This is a genomic window from Microcoleus sp. N9_A2 (assembly GCF_036701775.1).
Lineage (GTDB): Bacteria > Cyanobacteriota > Cyanobacteriia > Cyanobacteriales > Microcoleaceae > Microcoleus.
This window is the reverse complement of sequence record NZ_JAUBRH010000028.1, coordinates 1-19,078: the sequence shown is the minus strand read 5'-3', so window position 1 is coordinate 19,078 and position 19,078 is coordinate 1. Positions and strand designations below refer to the sequence as shown.

Below are 19,078 nucleotides of genomic sequence, written 5' to 3'. Positions count from 1 at the left end.
ATTCTCTTTCTCTGCGCCCTCTGCGCCCTCTGCGGTTAATAAAAAAAACATAATTCACAAATAAAGAGAATTGATACAGCCGTTTTCAATTTGATACCAGAGGGGGCAACATTGCCTGAATTGCGATATTGAAAGCGGGAAATTCCAGCGGTGAAATGCTCCCATGTTCCCCAATAATTACTTCGCTTTGATACCCATTTTCAGCGGGTTCTCGAAAAACATGGAGTTGTCGATCGCCCACATTTAGCACCCAATAATCGGCAATGCCGGATCGCGCGTAAATTTTAGCTTTAACTTCGCGATCGTAAGCCAAGCTGCTATCTGCCACTTCGATAATGAGATAGACTTCTGAGGGAGTCGGATGGTGAGTCGCATAGTCAAAAGGATCGATTCTGACTACGGCGATATCTGGTTCGGGTTCGGAATTGTCATCAAGGGCGATCGGATCTTGCATTCGTACCCACGCCAGATTTGCAAAAAGGCTTTGCAGCAATCTATCTGTACGGCCTAAAGCGGAGGTGTGAGCAGTTCCTTTTGCACTCATTTTGATGATATTTCCTTCAATTAATTCGACTCGTTCCTCTGGGTGAAAAAATCCCATTTCTCCCAGCTTGTGATACTCTTTAACTGTCCATTTACGGAGCGTGAAAGCAGCTTCTGTTATTAGCATATCTCGATTGATAAATTTATAATTTGATGTGGGATGAATTTATTTTAGCTTATGATACTAACTGGTTCCCAGGCAGAGCCTGGGAACAGATATCTAGAGGCTCTGCCTCGCAAGCTTTTATGGAAATTGGAGGCAGAGCCTCCGGATCTGCGTTACCAGGCAGAGCCTGGTAACGAGTAGACCAGTTAAATCGGTCGATCGCACTACAAGTTGATTAAGATGCTCCGAAATTGATTTTGGTGACTTCACCGGCGACAACATTAACTGTTTGTTGAATTTGACTTCCGTCAACTTTCAACTGATAAGTTCCCGGAGAAAGCTCGATCGCCCCAAACCATCCTTTACCATCAGCGCGCAGTTGACGCACCTTGGCAGCAGCATCGATCAACTGCAATGTCAAGCTGGCACCGTCGCAAGTTTGAGCGCACCGCTGCAAATTTCCGGCGATCGCACCTGTAGTCGGCCGGGACTTCCAAGGCATATCGGGAACGGCTGCTGCTGTCGCCCACACAGGCTGAGTTTCATAGGTTTTGCCCGTCGCAGCATCAACGTATTGACTCGGCTGCGAAAGCGCGGAATAAAACAAATCGTTGCTTTGGGGAACGTATTTCCAAGGCTGGCGGGGCAAATCACCGCTACCGCCCGATCGCAGTTCCACATTCGTGTAGACGTTGCTGCTAGCGTAGGAATACAGCACCGTACCGGCTACGTGATTTCCTTTTGCAGACGGCTGTTCGGCGCGACGAATCTGACCTAGGGTGTCTTCGATGTAGTTGAGGTAATTGCCGGGGCCGATCGCAATTTGGCGGTTGTACTGGTGGTCTTTGGCGTACTCGATCCAGTTATCGTAAGCGAGTTTTTGCGATCGTTTGTACTCGCGCTGGTAAGTCATCGGCATCGCCATGTCTACGATCCCTTCTTCCAGCCAAGCGCGCCAATCCTGCAATACTTCTTTGTAAGGCTGCGTTTGATACCACCCTGCATCGTTTTGTGGGCCGTCTCCCCAGGCGATCGTGGCGGCGGTAATTTTAACGCGCGGTTTAATCGCAAGGCTTTCTACATAAAGCTTCCGCACTAAATTTGTCACCTGATCGCGCCGCCACTGCATCCACGCGGGATCGGTGGGTGCGGGTTTGCCCGATCGACCTGTTTGCTGATTGAAACGGGCGATCGCAGTCGGATTGTAGCCCCAAGTCGGCCCGCCGTAGCGCACGTAATCCAACTGTACGCCGTCCACATCGTAGCGCTTCAGCAAATCCAAATAGACGGAAACAGTATAATCTACGGCGTCTGGATGACCGGGATCGAGATAGCCTTGGGCTTCCCCACCGTAAGTCAGCATTGCCCAATTGTCGCTGCCGGGGGCAGAAGGCCCGTGTTGTTGCCAAACGTGACCGGCGGGAAGTTTGGTGCCCGAAACCACCGGCAGCGTCACCATCCAAGCGTGTACTTCAATGCCTGCGGCGTGGGCTTTGTCAATCAAATCTTGGAGGGGATCGAAACCGGGGGGAACGTTGGGATCGAGAGTGCGGGGTTCGATCGCACTGGTATAAAAAGCATCACCTCGGCGGCGGACTTGGGCGACGATCGCGTTGGCATTTGCCCGCTGTGCGTCTGCGATCAATTTTGTGACTTCTTGAGGAGTTTTGAAGCCGGGGTTGAAGGCGTCCACCCAGAATGCGCGAAATTCGGCGGTTTGGGTTTGCGGAGGCATAGTTGCGCTAGCGCGGGATGGGAAGTTGGAGAACCAACCAGGAGTCAGCAGAAAACTAATTGTTAAGCCAATCAGGAACAAGCTTGACAAAAAGAATGTTTTGGTCTTTCGCATGAGAAGTGTGTGAGAGAGCGTTTAACAGTCTTTTACGGACTTTTTGTTTGAGCGTCCGCTTGACATTTTCGCACAATGGTACATTAAGTGGGCAGATCAGTAAATAGTTGAGTAATACCGCTGGGATAGTCGAGGATGAGATTAAAATTGACCTCGGCAAAATGGGCGATATTTTCCGATATTTCAATATAGCGGTTGAGCCAGTAAATTGAATCCGCTACACCACTTAACATAGTTTTACAGGCTAAATAGGGTTTTAATGATTTTCATTTTGGCTGTATCAAGGCCGGGTTCAAGTTTGGCAATTGGAGTTAGGCTTTTCCACTTGCCTTTATTCGCGTTGAAAATAGCATCTGCTGTTTTTTCGGCATCAATATTTTCAAAGCCTCCTATTTTATTAGTGGATAAGTAATTGAGGCGATCGAAAATCTCATCTCTTGATGCACGTTTCACACTAACTGCTTCAGGCGGTGGCGGTGGTGGCGCGAGTGGAGCAGGCGGCGAGAGATAGAATACTTTTGCTAAAGCATCTAACTTTTTACCCTTAGTAATGGCACATTTTAAGCTGGTAACAGGGTTAAAGTTTGACCAGGTTTCTCGATTGGCTGCTGAAATGCGATTAGTCGCTACAATGACATCCAATCCCTTCAATGCACTTCCTGGTTCTGCAACCAAATATCTAAGTGCAGCAAGAATAGTATCTCTTGATGCTGTGCTAAGGTTAACTTTGGGTATTACTTCCCTTGCCAAAATTTTAGCTTGCTCAATGTTTTTAGATTCTGGTTCAATGATTATGCACCAGACTCGCTCTAGTTCAGCTTGTTGAGCGACTGCATAAATAAAGGAATTGCTGACTACTTGATATTGATAATCACCTGTTTCTTTAACAATCACAGGAATCCAATTGTGTCCGCCACCTTGCAGAACTGCCTCGGCTGCGGCGGTGATGATAAACTCAGATTCAGAGCATGGTTCCCCTGGTTCAATATCAGCTAATGGCAGGTGCATCAGCTTACCGATGTCATCATACTTACTCATTTCAAGAAATACTCCTTAATTAGACCAGAATAGTGTTCTAAAGCGATATTGTTGAGAAAGACAGCGGGAATGTGAGAGAAGGCAGCGTTGGCGACAGTAGCATAACTGGAAATACTGAAGATAGTTTTAATTTCTTTTCCAGGTGTAGATTTAGGCCAATAATATGGTAGCAGATCGAAGCCATCTTTTTTAGCTTTATCGATTATTTTTCCAATTTCCTGATTTGCTGTCTGAAGGGCAGAATCTGTAATCTTCTCTCCATTGAAAAAGATTGGTAAGGCAATTGGCCCACCATCTCCTCTTACTTGTTTAATTTCAGGAATAAACTGCGTAATCACCCTAGCTGCATTGTGTAGTGATGCTAATCCATTATGCTTCGTAGGGATGAGAACAACATCCGACGCATAAACACTGCTTTGGCTGAAAAATAACCATTGGGTAGGGCAATCAATCAATATGTAATCATATTGAGAAACAAAAGGTTTAAGGATATCTCGCAATCTTTTTGCACCTTTTTGAATTTTTGATTCAGCTAGACGCTGATCTGTAAACTCTTCCATGTCATCACTTGAGGGAATCACGTCAAAAAAATGTATAATTTTTCCTCGCTTGTCCTTGTGATTAAAATTAACAACTGTTTTGTTAACATCTGCTTTTGTATCAGTCAGACAGTCAGATAAAGTAATAGCTCCTACGTCTAGACCAAGAGTTCTAGTTAAATCTCTTTGTGAATCAAAATCAACGACGAGAACATTCTTTTTCTGTTTTCGCAAAATTGCTGCTAAATTGAGCGTTGTTGTCGTTTTGCCCACTCCTCCTTTATTGTTATAGATACAAACCGTCAATGCTCGGGGCGGGTTGTCAATCAAAGATTTGATATGTTGGACAATAGCACTAATATTACCTTTATTAATCAGAGTGCAAGCAGTTGCAGGAATTACAACTTCCCCATGCCTCCGAAATAACTGGATATGAATGCCATTAGTAATAATGCCCCATTGAGCCGTTTGGCAGTTAGGAGATAGCAGATATCTTTTAATCTGTTCCCTAGACTCGTTATATTTGGGAGTACCTTCCGCTAAGTTAATTTTAGATCCTGTCGCTATTGCCCGTCCCTTGCCTTCAACAAGTAAGTAGGGAGCGACAGGAGAGAACAAAAACTTCTCACTATCAGTATTTTTACGCGCTGCGAAATCTACTTTCTGAGCACCCTGACCTGTTGGAAACTGTGGAAACTGGTCATTTTTAGTGAATCCAAGTGCTTCTATTAGAACCGACACAAATTGAGAGTTGACGATCGCTTCAATGGCATTCTCGGGAATGCTATCTAAAACTTGACCCCAGTTGATAGTTGTCATCATTTAGACCTAGATACTTAAGTAAAATCATAACGCTTGGTTTGAGTTTGTGTCATCGTTAGCTACCTCCCGCTCTAGCTATATGAACAGTCAACATACTTTTGGATAAGTTATATATTGTCGAAGGCGCTTGACTTTTTTGCACATCGGTGAAAATTTAGGCGAAAATACACTGAACTGGCGATCGGCAACATCACCTAATTTTCTGGATACTTTCTTGAACTGTGAAGGATACGGATAATTTCTACGTTTTCTTCTTTTACTCGATAGATGATGAGATAAGAGGTATTGGAAATGACCAATTCTCTAGTAGCTTCTACGCGACCAACTCTACCCATAAAAGGAAATTCGGCGAGTTGACCTACAGCACTCTGAATCCTTAAAATTAATTGCCTTGCTGCCTCTGGATCGTCTTTGACAATATATGCGTGAGCCTGTTCTAGATTTCGCAAAGCTTGTCGCAGCCACTTAATTTTCATTAGTCAATTTGGCAAAAACTGCTTGGACTTCATCATCGCTGGCAAAGTCTCCAGCTTCGGCCTCGGCAACGCCTTTGTTAATCTCATCAACCAGCCATTGATAATTTTCTAGGTAAGAAGCGATCGCTTGGTTCAAAACATAAGTTAAATCGCGATCGGTGACAGTAGCGATCGCCCTCAGCGCTTCTTTTTTATCGCTGTCTAGTAGAAATGTAAAATTTTCTTGACTCATGGCTGCCCTTTGCTGTTATGGGAAGAGAGTAAACTGCTACTATGATAGCGTAGAGATTCCTATTTTGGCGAAAATACACTGAACTGGCGATCCTCTTCGAGGGCTTCGCTAACGCACTTTTCTCAAAAAATGATAGCACTTCACTTTCAAACCCTAGCCCTGCCGCATGACAGCAATTTACTCGATCGAGTAGATGGCTGGCGCCAAGAAGCAACCCGAAAGTTGCAGCAAAGCCAGAGAGGAGAAAAGGGACAATTTTTAACACCTTCCTCCGTCGCAACTTTGATGGCGGGAATGTTTGAATTTAACTGTCCCGATATATCGCTTTTAGATGCCGGGGCTGGTATTGGTTCCCTGTTAGCAGCATTTGTTTGCGAACTTTGTCAGCGCCCAAATAGACCGCGTAGCCTGCACGTTACAGCTTATGAAATTGACCTTATTTTGATTGAATATCTCAAGGAAACTTTAGAATTGTGCAGTATAGAATGTCAGCATTTTGGGATATCTTTTACCTGTGAGGTGCGCGAAATTGATTTTATTCAAGACAGCGCCGATATGTTGCGGCCCAATCTATTTACACAACCAGTAAAACGGGAATTTACCCATGCAATTATCAATCCTCCCTATGCCAAGATAGACGCTAAATCCCAAGCCCGAACCTTGCTGCGTTCTATAGGACTAGAAACCAGCAATCTCTACGCTGGCTTCACAGTTGCTGCTGCTCACCTGCTCAAACTAAACGGTGAATTAGTATCGATTACTCCCCGCAGCTTTTGCAACGGTTTATACTTTCGAGATTTCCGCAAAGTATTCCTTCAAATGATGGCTTTACGCCAAGTACACATCTTTGAATCCCGACAGTTGCCATTTCGCGATGATGCCGTGCTGCAAGAAACTATTATTGTGCGCGCCACCAAACAAATAGAACAGCCAGATACTGTACTAATAACCTCAAGCAGCAGCGTGGGCGACGACCTGGTTTTGTCTCACCAACTGCCCTATACCGCCCTAATTAATCCCCAAGATTCCGAGCAATTTATTCGGATTTTACCGGATTCTATCAGCCAGAAAGTAGTCGATCAAATGGCTCAATTTACTTGCACACTAGAGGAATTAGGCTTAACAGTTTCCACCGGAAAAGTTGTAGATTTTCGTGTTCGCTCTGACTTGCGGCTAAAACCGGAAAACGGTACAGTTCCGCTGATTTATCCCGCCCACTTCTGGGCTGGCGGTGTTGAATATCCCACAGCCACGAGAAAGCCTCAAGCTTTAGCTGTCACGGAAAAAACTGCTGCACTCCTCGTACCTAACGAACATTATGTTTTGAGCAAGCGCTTCTCCTCAAAGGAAGAGAAAAAGCGAATTGTTGCAGTTGTCTGGGATGCCAATAAAATTAATAGTTCTAGCGTTGGTTTTGAGAACCATTTGAATTACTTTCACCAACAGGGACGCGGATTAGACCTCACCCTGGCGCGGGGATTGGCAGTTTATCTAAATTCGAGCTTGGTAGATGCGTTTTTCCGACTGTTCAACGGACACACTCAAGTTAATGCTACGGATTTACGCAATTTGAAGTATCCTAATCTAGAGCAATTACTTTTACTTGGCGCTCAAATAACAGAAATATTTCCTACACAGCGGGAGATCGATCGACTTGTCGAGACACAACTGCTGAAGGCGACAAGTCCGTTAGAAAATAGTCCGATAACAATCAAGAACCGTATTGATGAATCTCTAGAAATACTTGCAGCGCTGGGTTTTCCAAAAAGTCAGCTTAACGAACGTTCCGCCTTAACTCTTCTGGCTTTGCTTGACCTCAAGCCAAAGGATGCTTGGGAATCGGCAAAATCTCCACTTCGGGGAATCACACCAATTATGGAATTTATGGATCGGGAGTACAGTAAAAAATATGCACCAAATACGCGGGAAACTGTGCGCCGCCAGACTGTGCATCAGTTTCTAGATGCAGGTTTAATTGTTGTTAATCCTGACAGTCCCGAACGTCCGGCGAATAGTCCAAAAACTGCATATCAGATAGAAGAAAGTGCTTTGGAACTACTGCGAACTTATGACACTTCTGACTGGGACAAGAATGTTCGCGCTTACCTCGTTCATTTTAAGGGAGAAAAAATTTTGCAGGCTTATTCCAAAAATGAAAATATTTGTGACTCAGAATGATGCTAAAATACACCATTTATATGGCTGCCGCTGGCATCGGAATGACATATACTGTGATGCCAGGGGTTGAATAGACCGGAATTGTCGATCGCACTCCGTAAATCAAATAAGTAACTAGGTAAAATATCTCTGCAATGGAAAAAAAGCATAACGCTGGATTGTGGGTATCAGTATTATACTTCGCTCAAGGTCTCCCTTACACCGTCGTTAATTTAATGTCGGTGATTTTTTTGAAAGGTATGGGAACCAGCAACGAACTCATCGGCTTGACAAGTCTTTTGTCTTTTCCTTGGGTTTTAAAAGGTTTGTGGGGGCCAGTGGTTGATTTGTATTCCACCAAACGCAAATGGATTTTAACAACCGAAATCATTTGTGCTTTTCTGTTTGCTTTCCTAGCTTTTGGCGTATTAACGCCGGCACCGATTATTATATCGCTTGTTATCTTTACGGCGATCGCCTTTGTGTCAGCTACTCACGACATCGCCATTGACGGATTTTATTTAAACACTCTCAATAAAGACCAGCAAGCCTTGTTTGTCGGGGTTCGCAACACGGCTTATAGAGGTGCTGTCATTGCTGGTAGCGGTATATTGGTTTTCTTCGCCGGGAAACTGGCCGAACAGCATTTAGTCACCGGAAATACAGGCGATACCAAAATATATCAAGACATTCCGCTGTCACTTTTCGGTTCGGATTTTAGCGTGTCTGCGCTTAACTACGGATGGGCGACAGCCTTTGGCATTTGTGCCATTATGTTTGTGCTGATATATCTCTTTCAGCGGTGGTATCTTCCCTATCCTAGAAATTATGCTATGGAAGCCGACGCACCCCAACAAACAACAAGCTTTATCGAAGCATTTAAAAGTTATTTTCAGCAAGATAAAATTGGTTGGATTGTTACTTATGTCGTGATTTTTAGGTTAGGCGATGCCTTGACGTTTAAAATGGCTCCGCCATTTTTAATGGATAAAGTGGAGAAAGGAGGATTAGCAGTTTCTACCTCGGAAATGGGTTTATTATCCGGTACTTTAGGGGTAATGTTTCTGTTAATTGGAGGGTTGTTGGGCGGCTATTTGATTGCTAAACAAGGATTGAAAAAATGGATGTGGCCGACGGCAATTTTGCAAAATTCAACTAACGTGCTGTATTGGCTGTTGGCAATACATCAACCGGGGATTGAATGGGCTTATGCCGTAAATTCGATCGAGCAATTTACTTACGGACTTGGCGTAGCTGCCTATACAGTGTTCTTGATGCGGACTGTCCGCCCTGAATACGAAGCATCTCACTATGCAATTACAACGGCTTTTATGGCCGCAGGAGTGCTGATTCCGGGCGTTTTTAGCGGCTACTTGCAGGCGAATCTCGGCTATCAAAATTATTTTTTGATGAGCGCGCTGGCTGTGATTCCCGGTATGCTAACCATTTTCTTTCTGCCACTAGAAGATGAGAAAAAATTAGCAGCCATGCCCAGGCCTGGACTTGACGATTTCGATTAATATCAAGTCCGGTCGCTATAATTATAAGAGCCGGGCGGGGCGGGTTTACCAATGTCTGCACTACTTTTTCGAGATTGCGGTGAACCCGCCCCAGCAGGAATATTGATGTTTTTAATCATGGAATGAGTATAAATTCTGTGTGGGGTTCCTAAAATAAAATAAGGACACAACATTGTTGTATCCCTACCGAATATCTGTATTGCCAGCAGCCAACTAAATCGCAATAAAATCACTAGCTGTTAGCGGACTACTTGGAATGCCTGGAATACTGGCAAGAACTTCGCCGTTACTGGCAATTTCGATCGTTGTTATAAAATCGCCTGCAGTAACTCTCACTTGGTTGAATGTCAAACCTCCGCTCAAACCGATTAAATCTTGACCTTTTTGAAAGTCTACAAGTGTATCTGTACCGGCACCTAATCCTAACACCAATACGTCGCGTCCAGCGCCACCAATTAAGAGATCCGCACCCACTCCGCCAATGAGCGTATCGTCTCCTTCTGCCCCGTTCAAATTGTCATCCCCTTTGCCACCTAATACCAGGTCGTTGCCGGTGCCAGCGCTGATAATATCGTTGCCTTTGTTGCCGCTGAGAGTGTCGTTTCCCCCATTGCCAGTGATAATATCGTCCCCTCCAAAACCTGATGCTGTATTGTTAGCATCGTCGCCTACTAAATTATTAATTTGGGAGAGATTGAGAGCAGTTTGCATTGCCACAACATTTGCTAAAGACGAGTTTCCCGGAGCGGTTCTTAATTGTTCTAAACTGCTGCGCGATTCCAGCGATGTTCCCAAGGCAGGCAGTGCAAAGTCTAAGCCAGCTAACAGCTCTAAATAATCTGAATCTGTGAAAGTGAAATCCGGGCGGTTCAACTGGTCTACAGAGATTTCGGCCTGAGTTAAGCCGGGAGGAGGAGCAGTTAACAAACCGCTTTGGCTGTGCTTGTCCAAGACAAGTAGCGGGTTGATAATCGGGTTAGTAAATGTTTGAAGAACTACTTTTCCCGGTAGAAAAGCTTCTCCTCCCAAACTCACAAAATCGCCGCTAACTATGTAGTGAGTTACATTTTTTCCGGCGCCGGCTTTCTGCTTGAATGTATTGACTGTACTCTCAGCAACTCCAGGAGAATTGAAGGTGACAACATCTCCGATCGCAGATGTGAATTCAGTGGCGGCTAGTTGCGTTATGGCGCCGCCTAAGCTGTGTCCGAGAATGTCTGGTGGCAAGCGGCTGGGGTTTTTTGCTGTATCTTGACTGATTTGGGTCAACCAATTTCCTAATGCTTGTTTGTTGGCTTCAAATTGGTTGAAACCGGTGCCGCGCGGGTCTGCGTTGGCAATATCGTCTACAGGCGAGTCGGTGCCGCGAACTACCAAAACGGGCGGTTTGTCTGGGGTGGTGGAAATTAAGCCGATCGCGTGAAATCCAGTTCCGGGATCGTCAAAGGTGCGATCGATTTGGTACCCAGCAGCACTCAAGCCTGTTTGAACTAAAGTTTGAAACTCGGGCTTGTCATCTAGGTAAGCAAGTTGCTTGGCTATAGTTTCGTAAGCAGCGGGGGAGGATGGCATATTTTTTTATTTCCTGTCGTTTGATCGGGAATTGATTTTTAAGTTAGTTAACTCATTGTAGATTAAGTGACGCTTATTAAAAAAATTAGTTTCTCATATCGCCCTGCTTTTTAGGTTTGGCTTAGCCAACAATCTTTTTAATAAAAAACAATTTAGCTACAAAACCCGCCCAGCTTTGTAGGGGCGGTTTAGCCAAAAATCCCTTTGATAAAAAACAATTTTTGCACTAAAGTCGCCCAGCTTTCCCGCCACCTCAACTACCCAAATTTCTAGCACTAAAGCTATACAAAATCTACCCGAGTAATATCGCTGGCAACTACGCCTCTGAGGGTAGCCAGAATTTCACCAGTAATCGGGATAGTAATTAAAGCTCCGTCAACACCTTGGGTTACTATAACTTGAGGAAAAGTTAGACCCCGTGACAGTGTAATTAAATCTTCACCATTTTGAAAATCGACAATCACATCTGCTCCGCCACCGGATTCTAATACAAAGCGATCGCGCCCCGCACCACCAATTAAAAAATCGTTGCCAAACTCGCCGGAAACCAAATCGTTTCCGTCGCCACCCTCCAAATAATCGTTATCTCGGCCGCCGTACAAGAAGTCGTCGCCATCACCACCGATGATGCTGTCATTACCTCGATTGCCTCTGAGAGTATCGTTACCGCGATTGCCGATAACTGTATCCTCTCCAGGGCCGCCGGTAGCAGTATTGTTGCGATCGTCCCCTGATAAATAATTCGGTTGTAAGGGAGCTAAACCGTATTGCATTTGTCTGATTAACTGCACAAAAGAAAATTCTGGTGCTGTTCTCAAACTCTCTGCACCGGCTCTGGTTCTGATGGCGACTGACACATTGGGCAGGGCGAAATTCATCGCAGCGATAAATTCGTTAAAATCTGAGTCGTTGTTATAAGCAAACTCGGGACTGTTTAATTGTTCTACAGAAATTTGCCTCTGCAAAAAACCCACGGGCGGAGTAGTTAACAAATTTTCAGTTCGATGTTTTGCCAAAACAGTTAAGGGATTAATACTCGGATCGGTAAAACTTTGGATAAATACTTTTCCCGGAATGAATGCTTCGCCAAACAAGCTGACGAAATCTCCGCTGACAATGTAGTGATTGACATTTTTGTTGCCTGCCCTGCTGAGATTTTTCCGAAAAGTGGTGAATGTACTCGCTGACACTCCCGGAGAGTTGAAAGTAAAGATATCGCCGGTCAGAGATGTGTATTCGGTTGCTACAATTTGAGCGACTGCTCCGCCCCAACTGTGTCCGATGACATCGGGCAATAATTGGCTGGGGTTTTTACCAGTATTTTGACCGATTTCTGTGAGCCAGTTTTTGATATTATCTTTGTTTTTTTCAAATTCAGGTAAACCAATGTCTCGGGAGTCGGAAAAGATAGCGTCGCCGTCGATGAAATCTGTACCTTTAAATACGAGGGCGGGCGGGTTTCGGGAGTCGGTCGAACCGAATCCGATCGCATAAAAGTTTGTTTCTGGGTCGTCGAATATGCGATCGATATAGTAGCCATTAGTATTTAGGAAACTCGAAACTTCATTGGCTGCGCTCGGCTTTTGATTCAAAAAAACAATTGATTTAGCTAGAGCTTCATAAACAGCAGGCGAGGCACTCATAATATTAGATTTTCTGTTAGTTGGTATTTGCGATCGCTCAGGCTTGAGCTAAGTGTCCAATGGCAGCTATTATAGCTGACAAGATTTGTATGGTAGACTTGATAATATCAACTCAAGAATCAAGTTTTTACGGTTATGGCTATCATTCGTCAATACATTGCTCCACTTATAGCGATATTAGTATTTTTCGTGGCTCTGGTAGCAGTCAGCGCTCGCATCTTTTTGCCGGCTGACATGGCTGCCCCGGCACCAATTGAGGAAGCGATCCCGCAAAAGCAAGCGGCAGCAGTGAATCCAATTTTCTTGGGGCTAAATTATTCCCCTCTCCGTGTCCGCTAAACCGATGTCAGCCGAGATATTACCGGGCTACGGGCTGCGATCGGGTTCTGGACTCGATCGCGCAAAACTGCTAAAGTTCCTGCACCATACTTACCGAGAGCTTTACCCCGATCGGGAATTGGGACATTTGGCTCAAACTGTCGAGCAGTATTTTTCTAACCAGACGCCGCTTTGGTGGGTTGAGTGCCTGAAAAACAGCCAGGAAGAGGGAGAAAGTTTTTCCGCACTCCCCTCGCAGTCTGCCAATCTCAAATCGGTTGTCGGATGTTTGTGGTTGGGAAATGCGATCGAGCAAACCACTGGAGCCCGCCACGCTCACATTTTTCTGCTCTACATAGCACCGGAACACCGCCGTCAGGGACTCGGTGCAGCTTTAATTATTCAGGCAGAAAATTGGGCCCGTTCAAGGGGCGACAGGCAAATTGGTTTGCAAGTTTTCTTGAACAATCAGCCTGCAATGAATCTCTATCAAAAATTAGGCTATGAGAGTCATTCTGTCTGGATGATCAAATCTCTTTGAAAAACCAGAGGTATTTGTTGGCAGTCAGAACTAGAGTTCGGATTTATCTAAATTATGAGGACTCTTCCTCCTGCAGGGCGAACAATAGGAGGACTTGAGTCTTGAATCGGAATGCTTTTATTGCCCGGAATGCTAATTTATATTGACCGTTGACTGAGTTGCACCCGTAGCATCCTCTGTGCGGTAAAGTTTTTTTATGAACAATAACGACTACCCCAACGCCCTCGATCTTGAAACGGAACTGGAAAGCCCTTTGGATCATTTTGATGAGTCCGAACCCCCGCTACCAGATCCAGAGGAAATGCTGCCTTTGCTGGAATCCCCGGAACCTCAGCGCCGGATGATGGCGGCGCGGGCTTTTTGCGAATTGCAGGACGATCGCGCGATTTCGCATTTAATTAATTTGTTGAGAGACGGTTGCCCCTTGGTGCGGGTGAGTGCGGCCTATGCTTTGGGGCGAAATCCGAGTCCCGATGCTGTGGAACCGCTGATCGAGCAACTTAACCGCGATTGGAACGGTTACGTTCGCAAAGGGGTAGTTTGGGCCCTGGGAAATTGCACAGATCACCGCGCCTTAGCGCCCTTAATTGATGCTCTGAGAACTGATATTTCGGCGGTGCGTTTGTGGGCGGCGAGTTCTCTGGGTCAAATGGCAAAAGTTGGTTATTATGTGGTGATTGCTGCGATTCCGCCGTTGATTCAAACGCTGCGGGGAGATTCTGTATCTGCTGTGCGGAGCAACTGTGCTTGGGCGATCGGGCAACTGGCGCGGGAGTTGCCGAATAATATAGTGTACGCTGGGGCGATCGACGCTTTAATTGAATCTTTAGAAGAAGATGCAGATATGGGCGTGCGGGAAGATGCGAAATCTTCCCTCTTGCGAGTCGGCGATCCGCGCGGTTTACAGACAATTGAAGATTTAGAAATGGAAGGAATGTTATGATGAACTTTTCACAATTAAACACCGTTTATCAATTACCCCTTACCCGTTACCAATTATGATATTCATCAATCCCAAAACAGATTTTGGCTTCAAAAAAATCTTTGCCTCGCCCCAGCACAAAGAAGTTTTGATTAGCTTCCTGAATGCCATGCTTTACAACGCAGAGCCGACAATTCAAGACTTAGAAATCATCGATCCCTACGCCGCACCAGCCATTACCGGTTTAAAAGACACTTACCTGGATGTCAAAGCCAAAATTACAGGCAACAAAACTGTAATTATCGAAATGCAGGTCATTAATGTAGAAGCTTTTACTAAGCGCGTCATATACAATGCAGCCAAAACCTACGCGACTCAGCTAAAACCGAGAGAAGGCTACTCAAAATTAAATCCTTTGATTGCTTTAACAATTACAGATTTTGTTTTGTTTGACAACACAGAGAAATTTCTCACTCATTTTGTCTTTAAAGAAGTCGAAGAAAATATCGAGTATTACAGAGAAATAGAGTTATTTTTTCTGGAACTGCCCAAATTCAACAAAAAATTAGAACAAGTTGAAGGTTTGATTCAAAGTTGGGCTTATTTTATCAAAAATGCTCCTAATATGGAGGAAATACCGGAGAAATTTGCGTCTGTACCAGAAATTAAAACAGCTTTTAACATTGCTAATAGGTCTAATTTAAATCTTGAGGAATTACAAGCATTAGAAAAACGGGAAATGTTTTTTGAAGACCAACGTGGTGCTGTGATTAAAGGTCGTCGAGAAGGTAGAATTGAGGGCCAAATAGAATTAATTCTGCGTCAAATAGGGCGGCGCACTGGTGAGATTTCGCCGGAAATTCAAACTCGCATCCAGCAGCTATCTCCCGAACAATTGGATGATTTAGGTGAAAATTTGTTGGATTTTAGCAGTCAAGAGGATTTGATTGCTTGGCTTGAATCGGTGTCAGCGTAAATTTCTAATTATCTCAGGCAAAAAAGACACGGTAGTGCCGTTTTCCTACGGATATTATGTGTTAATCTAACAAATCAGGTTCCCGGTGTACAATCATGTCATAAAGCGGTTGAAAGCTAAACCATCCCATGCGGTGCGAGCCTACTTGTTGCTGTGTCAAACGCGCACATTCTGGCTTAATGAGAATCGGTTTTCCCGCTGCTTGGGCCATTAACTGCGCTTGACAAGAACGTTCCATCGAAATAAACCACCAAGCCGCTTCATCTACTGTCTCACCTACTGTTAACAGCCCGTGATTTTGTAAAATAATGGCTTTTTTCTCACCTAAAGTTTTGGCGATGCGTTTAGCTTCTTCGATTTCCAAAACAACTCCGGTGTAATCGTCAAATAAAGCTTGGTCTTCATAAAAAGAACAAGCATCTTGCGTCAGCGGGTCAAGCAGGCGGCCCAAACTCGACCAACTTTTGCCGTAGGGAGAATGGGCGTGGGCTGCTGCGATTACGTCGGGGCGGGCGCTGTGCACTTGGGAATGAATGGCAAAGGCTGCTTCGTTTACGGGTTTATTTCCTTCAACAACTTCGCCTTTGTGGTTGACTAAAATTAGGTCGCTGACTCGAATTAAACTAAAGTGCATTCCAAAAGAATTCACCCAGAAATGGTCGAGGTGTTCGGGATCGCGGACTGTGATGTGTCCGGCGATTCCTTCGCTAAATCCGAAGCGACCAAATAACCGAAGTGCGGCGGCTAAACGCTGTTTGCGGTGGCGGCGTTCTTCTTCAAATGAGTTGAATGTTGGGGGTTGAAAAGTGACTTTGGGAACTTTTACTGCTATCATAAGCTGTTTGGTAATTGGTAATTGGTAATTAGTCAGTAGTCATTAGTCATTAGTCAGTAGTCATTGTTTCGTATTCACTCAAGCGCAAACCTGTTATGTTTTTGCAGTCGAAAGTGGCGTTATTGCCGGGGCGACGTTCGATTAATTCGATGATTTGTCCGGCGGGATTTTGCAGAAACCACTGGGTTAATGATCCGTAGTCTAAAGGTTGATCTGACAGGGGTTTAAAGTTTTTATTTTGCCATATTGTAGCAGCATTCTGCACGTTTTCGACTCGAATCGCGACGTGGTGAACTGCTGTCAATCCCCTTTCTTGCTGGAAGCGGTTTTTTTGGTCGCCGGCTGCGTGGGGCGCATCCAATACTACTAAGCCGCCGGCTGGCATTAATAAGGTCATTAAATGCAGCCACAAGTCGGAGGGAACATTAATGTTTTCCGAACAAAAGTTGATCGGGAACAAGTCGGGGCCTTCAACTGTTTTGGCACCGAAGGGGCGAAAAGATGCGGCGTATTTTTCGAGTTCGGTGCGGCTGGGAAATGTGATGACAAAGTGGTCGATCGCAACTTGTTCGTCGTACAGGTGTGTTTCAAACGTCCAGGCTGTTAAAAATTCGGGAGTGATAAATTTGGGGTTGAACTCCAGCAAGCCATTTTTTTCGATGAATGGTGAGTCAAGATGGCTGTCAAGGTTGTTGTCTAATTTTAGGGTTTGTAGATGCAAGTTTTTCATGTATCTCACCCGATGTGAAGTTTGCAAAACTGCGAATTTTGTCTGCAAACAGAACTTGATGCACATTTGGTGCGCTTTAATTCAAAAATAACACAAAATTTAACGATCGCCCGCTCCTCTGCGTTGATGAGCCTCCCGTAGGGGCGGGCTCCGCTAACGCCCGATCGCCACTCCCAAACCTCGATCGATCAAAAATCGGCTGATTTGCCGATCGCGATTCCAGCCAACCACGCCGTAGTCCAAGCACTTTGGAAGTTGAAACCGCCAGTTACGCCGTCGATATCCAAGATTTCGCCAGCAAAGAAAAGTCCCGGACAGCGGCGGCTTTCCATTGTCTTAAAATCAACTTCCTTGAGGTTGACACCGCCGCAGGTGACGAATTCTTCCTTAAATGCGCCTTTTCCTGAAATCTGATATTCGCCTTGAACGAGCTCTAGCAAGAGACGATCGAGGGCTTTGTTGGATAAATCAGCCCAGCGTTTTTGCTCGTCAATGCCGATCGAACTTGTCAAACGCTCCCAGAGGCGGCGCGGCATCGGAAACGGACAGCTAGAGACGATCAAGCGGTGCGACAACTGCGATTTGACCGCTACCAGTTGCTGCCGCAAAACCTCCCCATTGTACTGGGGAAGCCAATTAATCAGCACAGATGTTCGATAATGGCGATCGTGCAAAAATCTCGCACCCCAAGCCGAAAGTTTGAGTACAGCAGGCCCGCTGACACCCCAGTGAGTAATTAACAAAGGCCCGCTTTGTTCTAATTTTGCTCCCGCCAATTTCACCTTAGCATTCGGAACCGAAACTCCGGCTAAATCTTTGATTCTGCTATCAGCAATATTAAAAGTAAATAGAGAAGGAACGGGCAGTTCTACAGTATTACCTAACTCTTTTGCCCACTTAAAACCCGACGGATTGCTGCCTGTAGCGAGCAAAATGCGATCGGACTTAAATATCTCCCCCGATTTCAACTCAACTTCAAACATAGAGGCAGTGTCCCCGCGGCCGTCTTCTGCACCGTTCCCCATTAACTTCTTTACTGAAACGACTGCATCACCCGTGCGAATTTTTACACCGGCATCCTCAGCGGCGCGGATCAAACAGTTAACAATTGTCTCCGAATCATCTGTGATTGGAAACATTCGCCCGTCTTCTTCTGTTTTCAACTTCACACCGTGACTGGCAAACCAATCAACAGTATCGCGTGGTTGAAATCGAGTAAAAGCACCGCGCAGAGCTTTCCCTCCTCTGGGGTAATTCTGCACTAAAATACCTGGGTCAAAACAAGCGTGAGTGACATTGCAGCGCCCGCCGCCAGAGATGCGAACTTTTGCCAGGAGTTGGCGGCCAGCTTCTAGTAAAGTGACGCGGGCCTGCGGGTAGGTTTTCGCGCAGGTAATCGCACTAAAAAAACCCGCTGCACCGCCACCTATGACTGTAATTTTGAGGATTCGATCGGACAAATTTTTTCTCGCTTATTCTTCTGGTTCAAAATCGGATTTTGCCGCCCCGCAAGTGGGACAAACCCAATCGTCGGGGATATCTTCAAAGGCAGTACCGGGATCTATGCCTCCGTCGGGGTCGCCTTCTGCTGGATCGTAGACGTAAGCGCAAACTGTACAAACGTATTTTTGCATTTGCTTAACTCAATTTTAGATTGTCAGCCTATAGATTGTACTTGACAACCTGTAGTTTAGACTAACTAAAGATGAGAACGGTGGCCAAAGAAGAACTAGAGCCACCGTTAAGGAGAGAATGAGGGTGAAAAATAAAAACCTATCCACTCCTTAAATGAACAGTGAACGATTAAAGGACTTTCGTCAAGAAGCATACGAGTTATTGGTACGAGGCAAGGATGCAACATTCGAGCTGATGGATGCAGTGATGACCACCAGGAATGCAGCCTGTTTGGCGGAATTTTCGCTCAGTCCGCTATTCCATCGTCAATGGTCAAGCATCTACGAGGCATTACAAGATTGTAGACCAGACCGGAAAAAACTGATGCTGCTGTATTTCCAGCAATTACAGGAGGAAGCACCCCCAACGGAACACATATTAGTGGCAATCGACCATACTGCATGGGGGAGAGCAGATGCCAAAACATTACAAGAAAGAACCCATGAATATCACGAAGGCGTAATTATTGGACAGGGGTACAGTACAATTGCGTGGATACCCGAAGCAGAAGGAAGTTGGGCATTACCCCTACTACATGAACGAATTAGTAGTTGGTCTTCACCAATAGAAAAAGCAGCTTCCCAA

Annotated in this window: 20 protein-coding genes; 7 read left to right on the top strand and 13 right to left on the bottom strand. The window is 45.2% G+C overall.

The window, feature by feature from the left end:
• Positions 1–85: 85 nt before the first annotated feature.
• The 7 genes from QUA44_RS17110 to QUA44_RS17080 form a co-directional block, all read right to left on the bottom strand.
• Positions 86–670 carry a Uma2 family endonuclease gene (locus QUA44_RS17110; RefSeq protein WP_333252581.1) on the bottom strand — a complete coding sequence of 195 codons (585 nt, stop codon included), beginning with the start codon at positions 668–670 and terminating at the stop codon, positions 86–88.
• A gap of 214 nt (positions 671–884) precedes the next feature.
• Positions 885–2,498, bottom strand: a complete 1,614-nt coding sequence (locus QUA44_RS17105) for a family 10 glycosylhydrolase (protein ID WP_333252579.1) — start codon at positions 2,496–2,498, stop codon at positions 885–887.
• An 83-nt stretch (positions 2,499–2,581) separates the two neighbouring features.
• Positions 2,582–2,731 carry an alpha-E domain-containing protein gene (locus QUA44_RS17100; RefSeq protein WP_445243677.1) on the bottom strand — a complete coding sequence of 50 codons (150 nt, stop codon included), beginning with the start codon at positions 2,729–2,731 and terminating at the stop codon, positions 2,582–2,584.
• Positions 2,732–2,735: 4 nt separating this feature from the next.
• On the bottom strand, positions 2,736–3,536 hold the full coding sequence (locus QUA44_RS17095) for a hypothetical protein (protein ID WP_333252577.1): 801 nt from the start codon (positions 3,534–3,536) through the stop codon (positions 2,736–2,738).
• Entirely contained in the window at positions 3,533–4,897 is a 1,365-nt protein-coding gene (locus tag QUA44_RS17090; RefSeq protein WP_333252575.1) for an AAA family ATPase, read from the bottom strand. Before QUA44_RS17090 ends, QUA44_RS17095 begins: the two co-directional genes overlap by 4 nt.
• Positions 4,898–5,091: 194 nt before the next feature.
• Positions 5,092–5,373, bottom strand: coding sequence for a type II toxin-antitoxin system RelE/ParE family toxin (locus tag QUA44_RS17085; RefSeq protein ID WP_333252573.1), 282 nt, complete (start codon positions 5,371–5,373; stop codon positions 5,092–5,094).
• Positions 5,363–5,605, bottom strand: a complete 243-nt coding sequence (locus tag QUA44_RS17080; protein WP_333252571.1) for a CopG family transcriptional regulator — start codon at positions 5,603–5,605, stop codon at positions 5,363–5,365. The genes QUA44_RS17085 and QUA44_RS17080 overlap by 11 nt, the downstream gene beginning before the upstream one ends.
• A 129-nt stretch (positions 5,606–5,734) precedes the next feature.
• On the opposite strand from QUA44_RS17080, the gene QUA44_RS17075 reads away from it, so the two are divergent.
• Positions 5,735–7,783, top strand: coding sequence for an Eco57I restriction-modification methylase domain-containing protein (locus QUA44_RS17075; RefSeq protein WP_333252570.1), 2,049 nt, complete (start codon positions 5,735–5,737; stop codon positions 7,781–7,783).
• Between the two features lie 134 nt (positions 7,784–7,917).
• Complete coding sequence (locus QUA44_RS17070; RefSeq protein ID WP_333252569.1) at positions 7,918–9,282, top strand: MFS transporter; 1,365 nt, start codon at positions 7,918–7,920, stop codon at positions 9,280–9,282.
• Positions 9,283–9,495: 213 nt separating this feature from the next.
• On the opposite strand, the gene QUA44_RS17065 is transcribed toward QUA44_RS17070, so the two are convergent.
• Complete coding sequence (locus QUA44_RS17065; protein WP_333252568.1) at positions 9,496–10,854, bottom strand: calcium-binding protein; 1,359 nt, start codon at positions 10,852–10,854, stop codon at positions 9,496–9,498.
• 281 nt (positions 10,855–11,135) lie between these two features.
• Positions 11,136–12,497, bottom strand: a complete 1,362-nt coding sequence (locus QUA44_RS17060) for a calcium-binding protein (RefSeq protein WP_333252567.1) — start codon at positions 12,495–12,497, stop codon at positions 11,136–11,138.
• 135 nt (positions 12,498–12,632) lie between these two features.
• On the opposite strand from QUA44_RS17060, the gene QUA44_RS17055 reads away from it, so the two are divergent.
• The 4 genes from QUA44_RS17055 (at position 12,633) to QUA44_RS17040 (ending at position 15,254) form a co-directional block, all read left to right on the top strand.
• Positions 12,633–12,836, top strand: a complete 204-nt coding sequence (locus tag QUA44_RS17055; RefSeq protein ID WP_333252566.1) for a hypothetical protein — start codon at positions 12,633–12,635, stop codon at positions 12,834–12,836.
• Positions 12,837–12,840: 4 nt separating this feature from the next.
• Positions 12,841–13,356: a GNAT family N-acetyltransferase gene (locus tag QUA44_RS17050; RefSeq protein WP_333252565.1), complete on the top strand. Its 516-nt coding sequence runs from the start codon at positions 12,841–12,843 to the stop codon at positions 13,354–13,356.
• Positions 13,357–13,552: 196 nt separating this feature from the next.
• Positions 13,553–14,299: a HEAT repeat domain-containing protein gene (locus QUA44_RS17045; RefSeq protein ID WP_333252563.1), complete on the top strand. Its 747-nt coding sequence runs from the start codon at positions 13,553–13,555 to the stop codon at positions 14,297–14,299.
• A gap of 55 nt (positions 14,300–14,354) precedes the next feature.
• Positions 14,355–15,254: an Rpn family recombination-promoting nuclease/putative transposase gene (locus QUA44_RS17040; protein ID WP_333252562.1), complete on the top strand. Its 900-nt coding sequence runs from the start codon at positions 14,355–14,357 to the stop codon at positions 15,252–15,254.
• A 61-nt stretch (positions 15,255–15,315) separates the two neighbouring features.
• Here QUA44_RS17040 and QUA44_RS17035 read toward each other — a convergent pair whose 3' ends face one another.
• The 4 genes from QUA44_RS17035 to rd all read right to left on the bottom strand — a co-directional run bounded on the left by QUA44_RS17035 (position 15,316) and on the right by rd (position 18,453).
• The gene (locus QUA44_RS17035) at positions 15,316–16,089 is read right to left on the bottom strand and encodes a class II aldolase/adducin family protein (protein WP_333252561.1); all 774 of its coding nucleotides are present in this window, start codon (positions 16,087–16,089) and stop codon (positions 15,316–15,318) included.
• Between the two features lie 49 nt (positions 16,090–16,138).
• The gene (locus tag QUA44_RS17030; RefSeq protein WP_333252560.1) at positions 16,139–16,819 is read right to left on the bottom strand and encodes a hypothetical protein; all 681 of its coding nucleotides are present in this window, start codon (positions 16,817–16,819) and stop codon (positions 16,139–16,141) included.
• A 188-nt stretch (positions 16,820–17,007) separates the two neighbouring features.
• A complete protein-coding gene (locus QUA44_RS17025) occupies positions 17,008–18,267 on the bottom strand; it encodes an NAD(P)/FAD-dependent oxidoreductase (protein ID WP_333252661.1) in 1,260 nt (419 codons plus the stop codon).
• A gap of 24 nt (positions 18,268–18,291) precedes the next feature.
• Positions 18,292–18,453 carry a rubredoxin gene (rd, locus tag QUA44_RS17020; RefSeq protein WP_333252558.1) on the bottom strand — a complete coding sequence of 54 codons (162 nt, stop codon included), beginning with the start codon at positions 18,451–18,453 and terminating at the stop codon, positions 18,292–18,294.
• Between the two features lie 154 nt (positions 18,454–18,607).
• Between rd and QUA44_RS17015 the strand changes: the two genes are divergently transcribed.
• Positions 18,608–19,078: hypothetical protein (locus QUA44_RS17015; RefSeq protein ID WP_333309805.1), on the top strand; the 471-nt coding region annotated here is incomplete at its 3' end.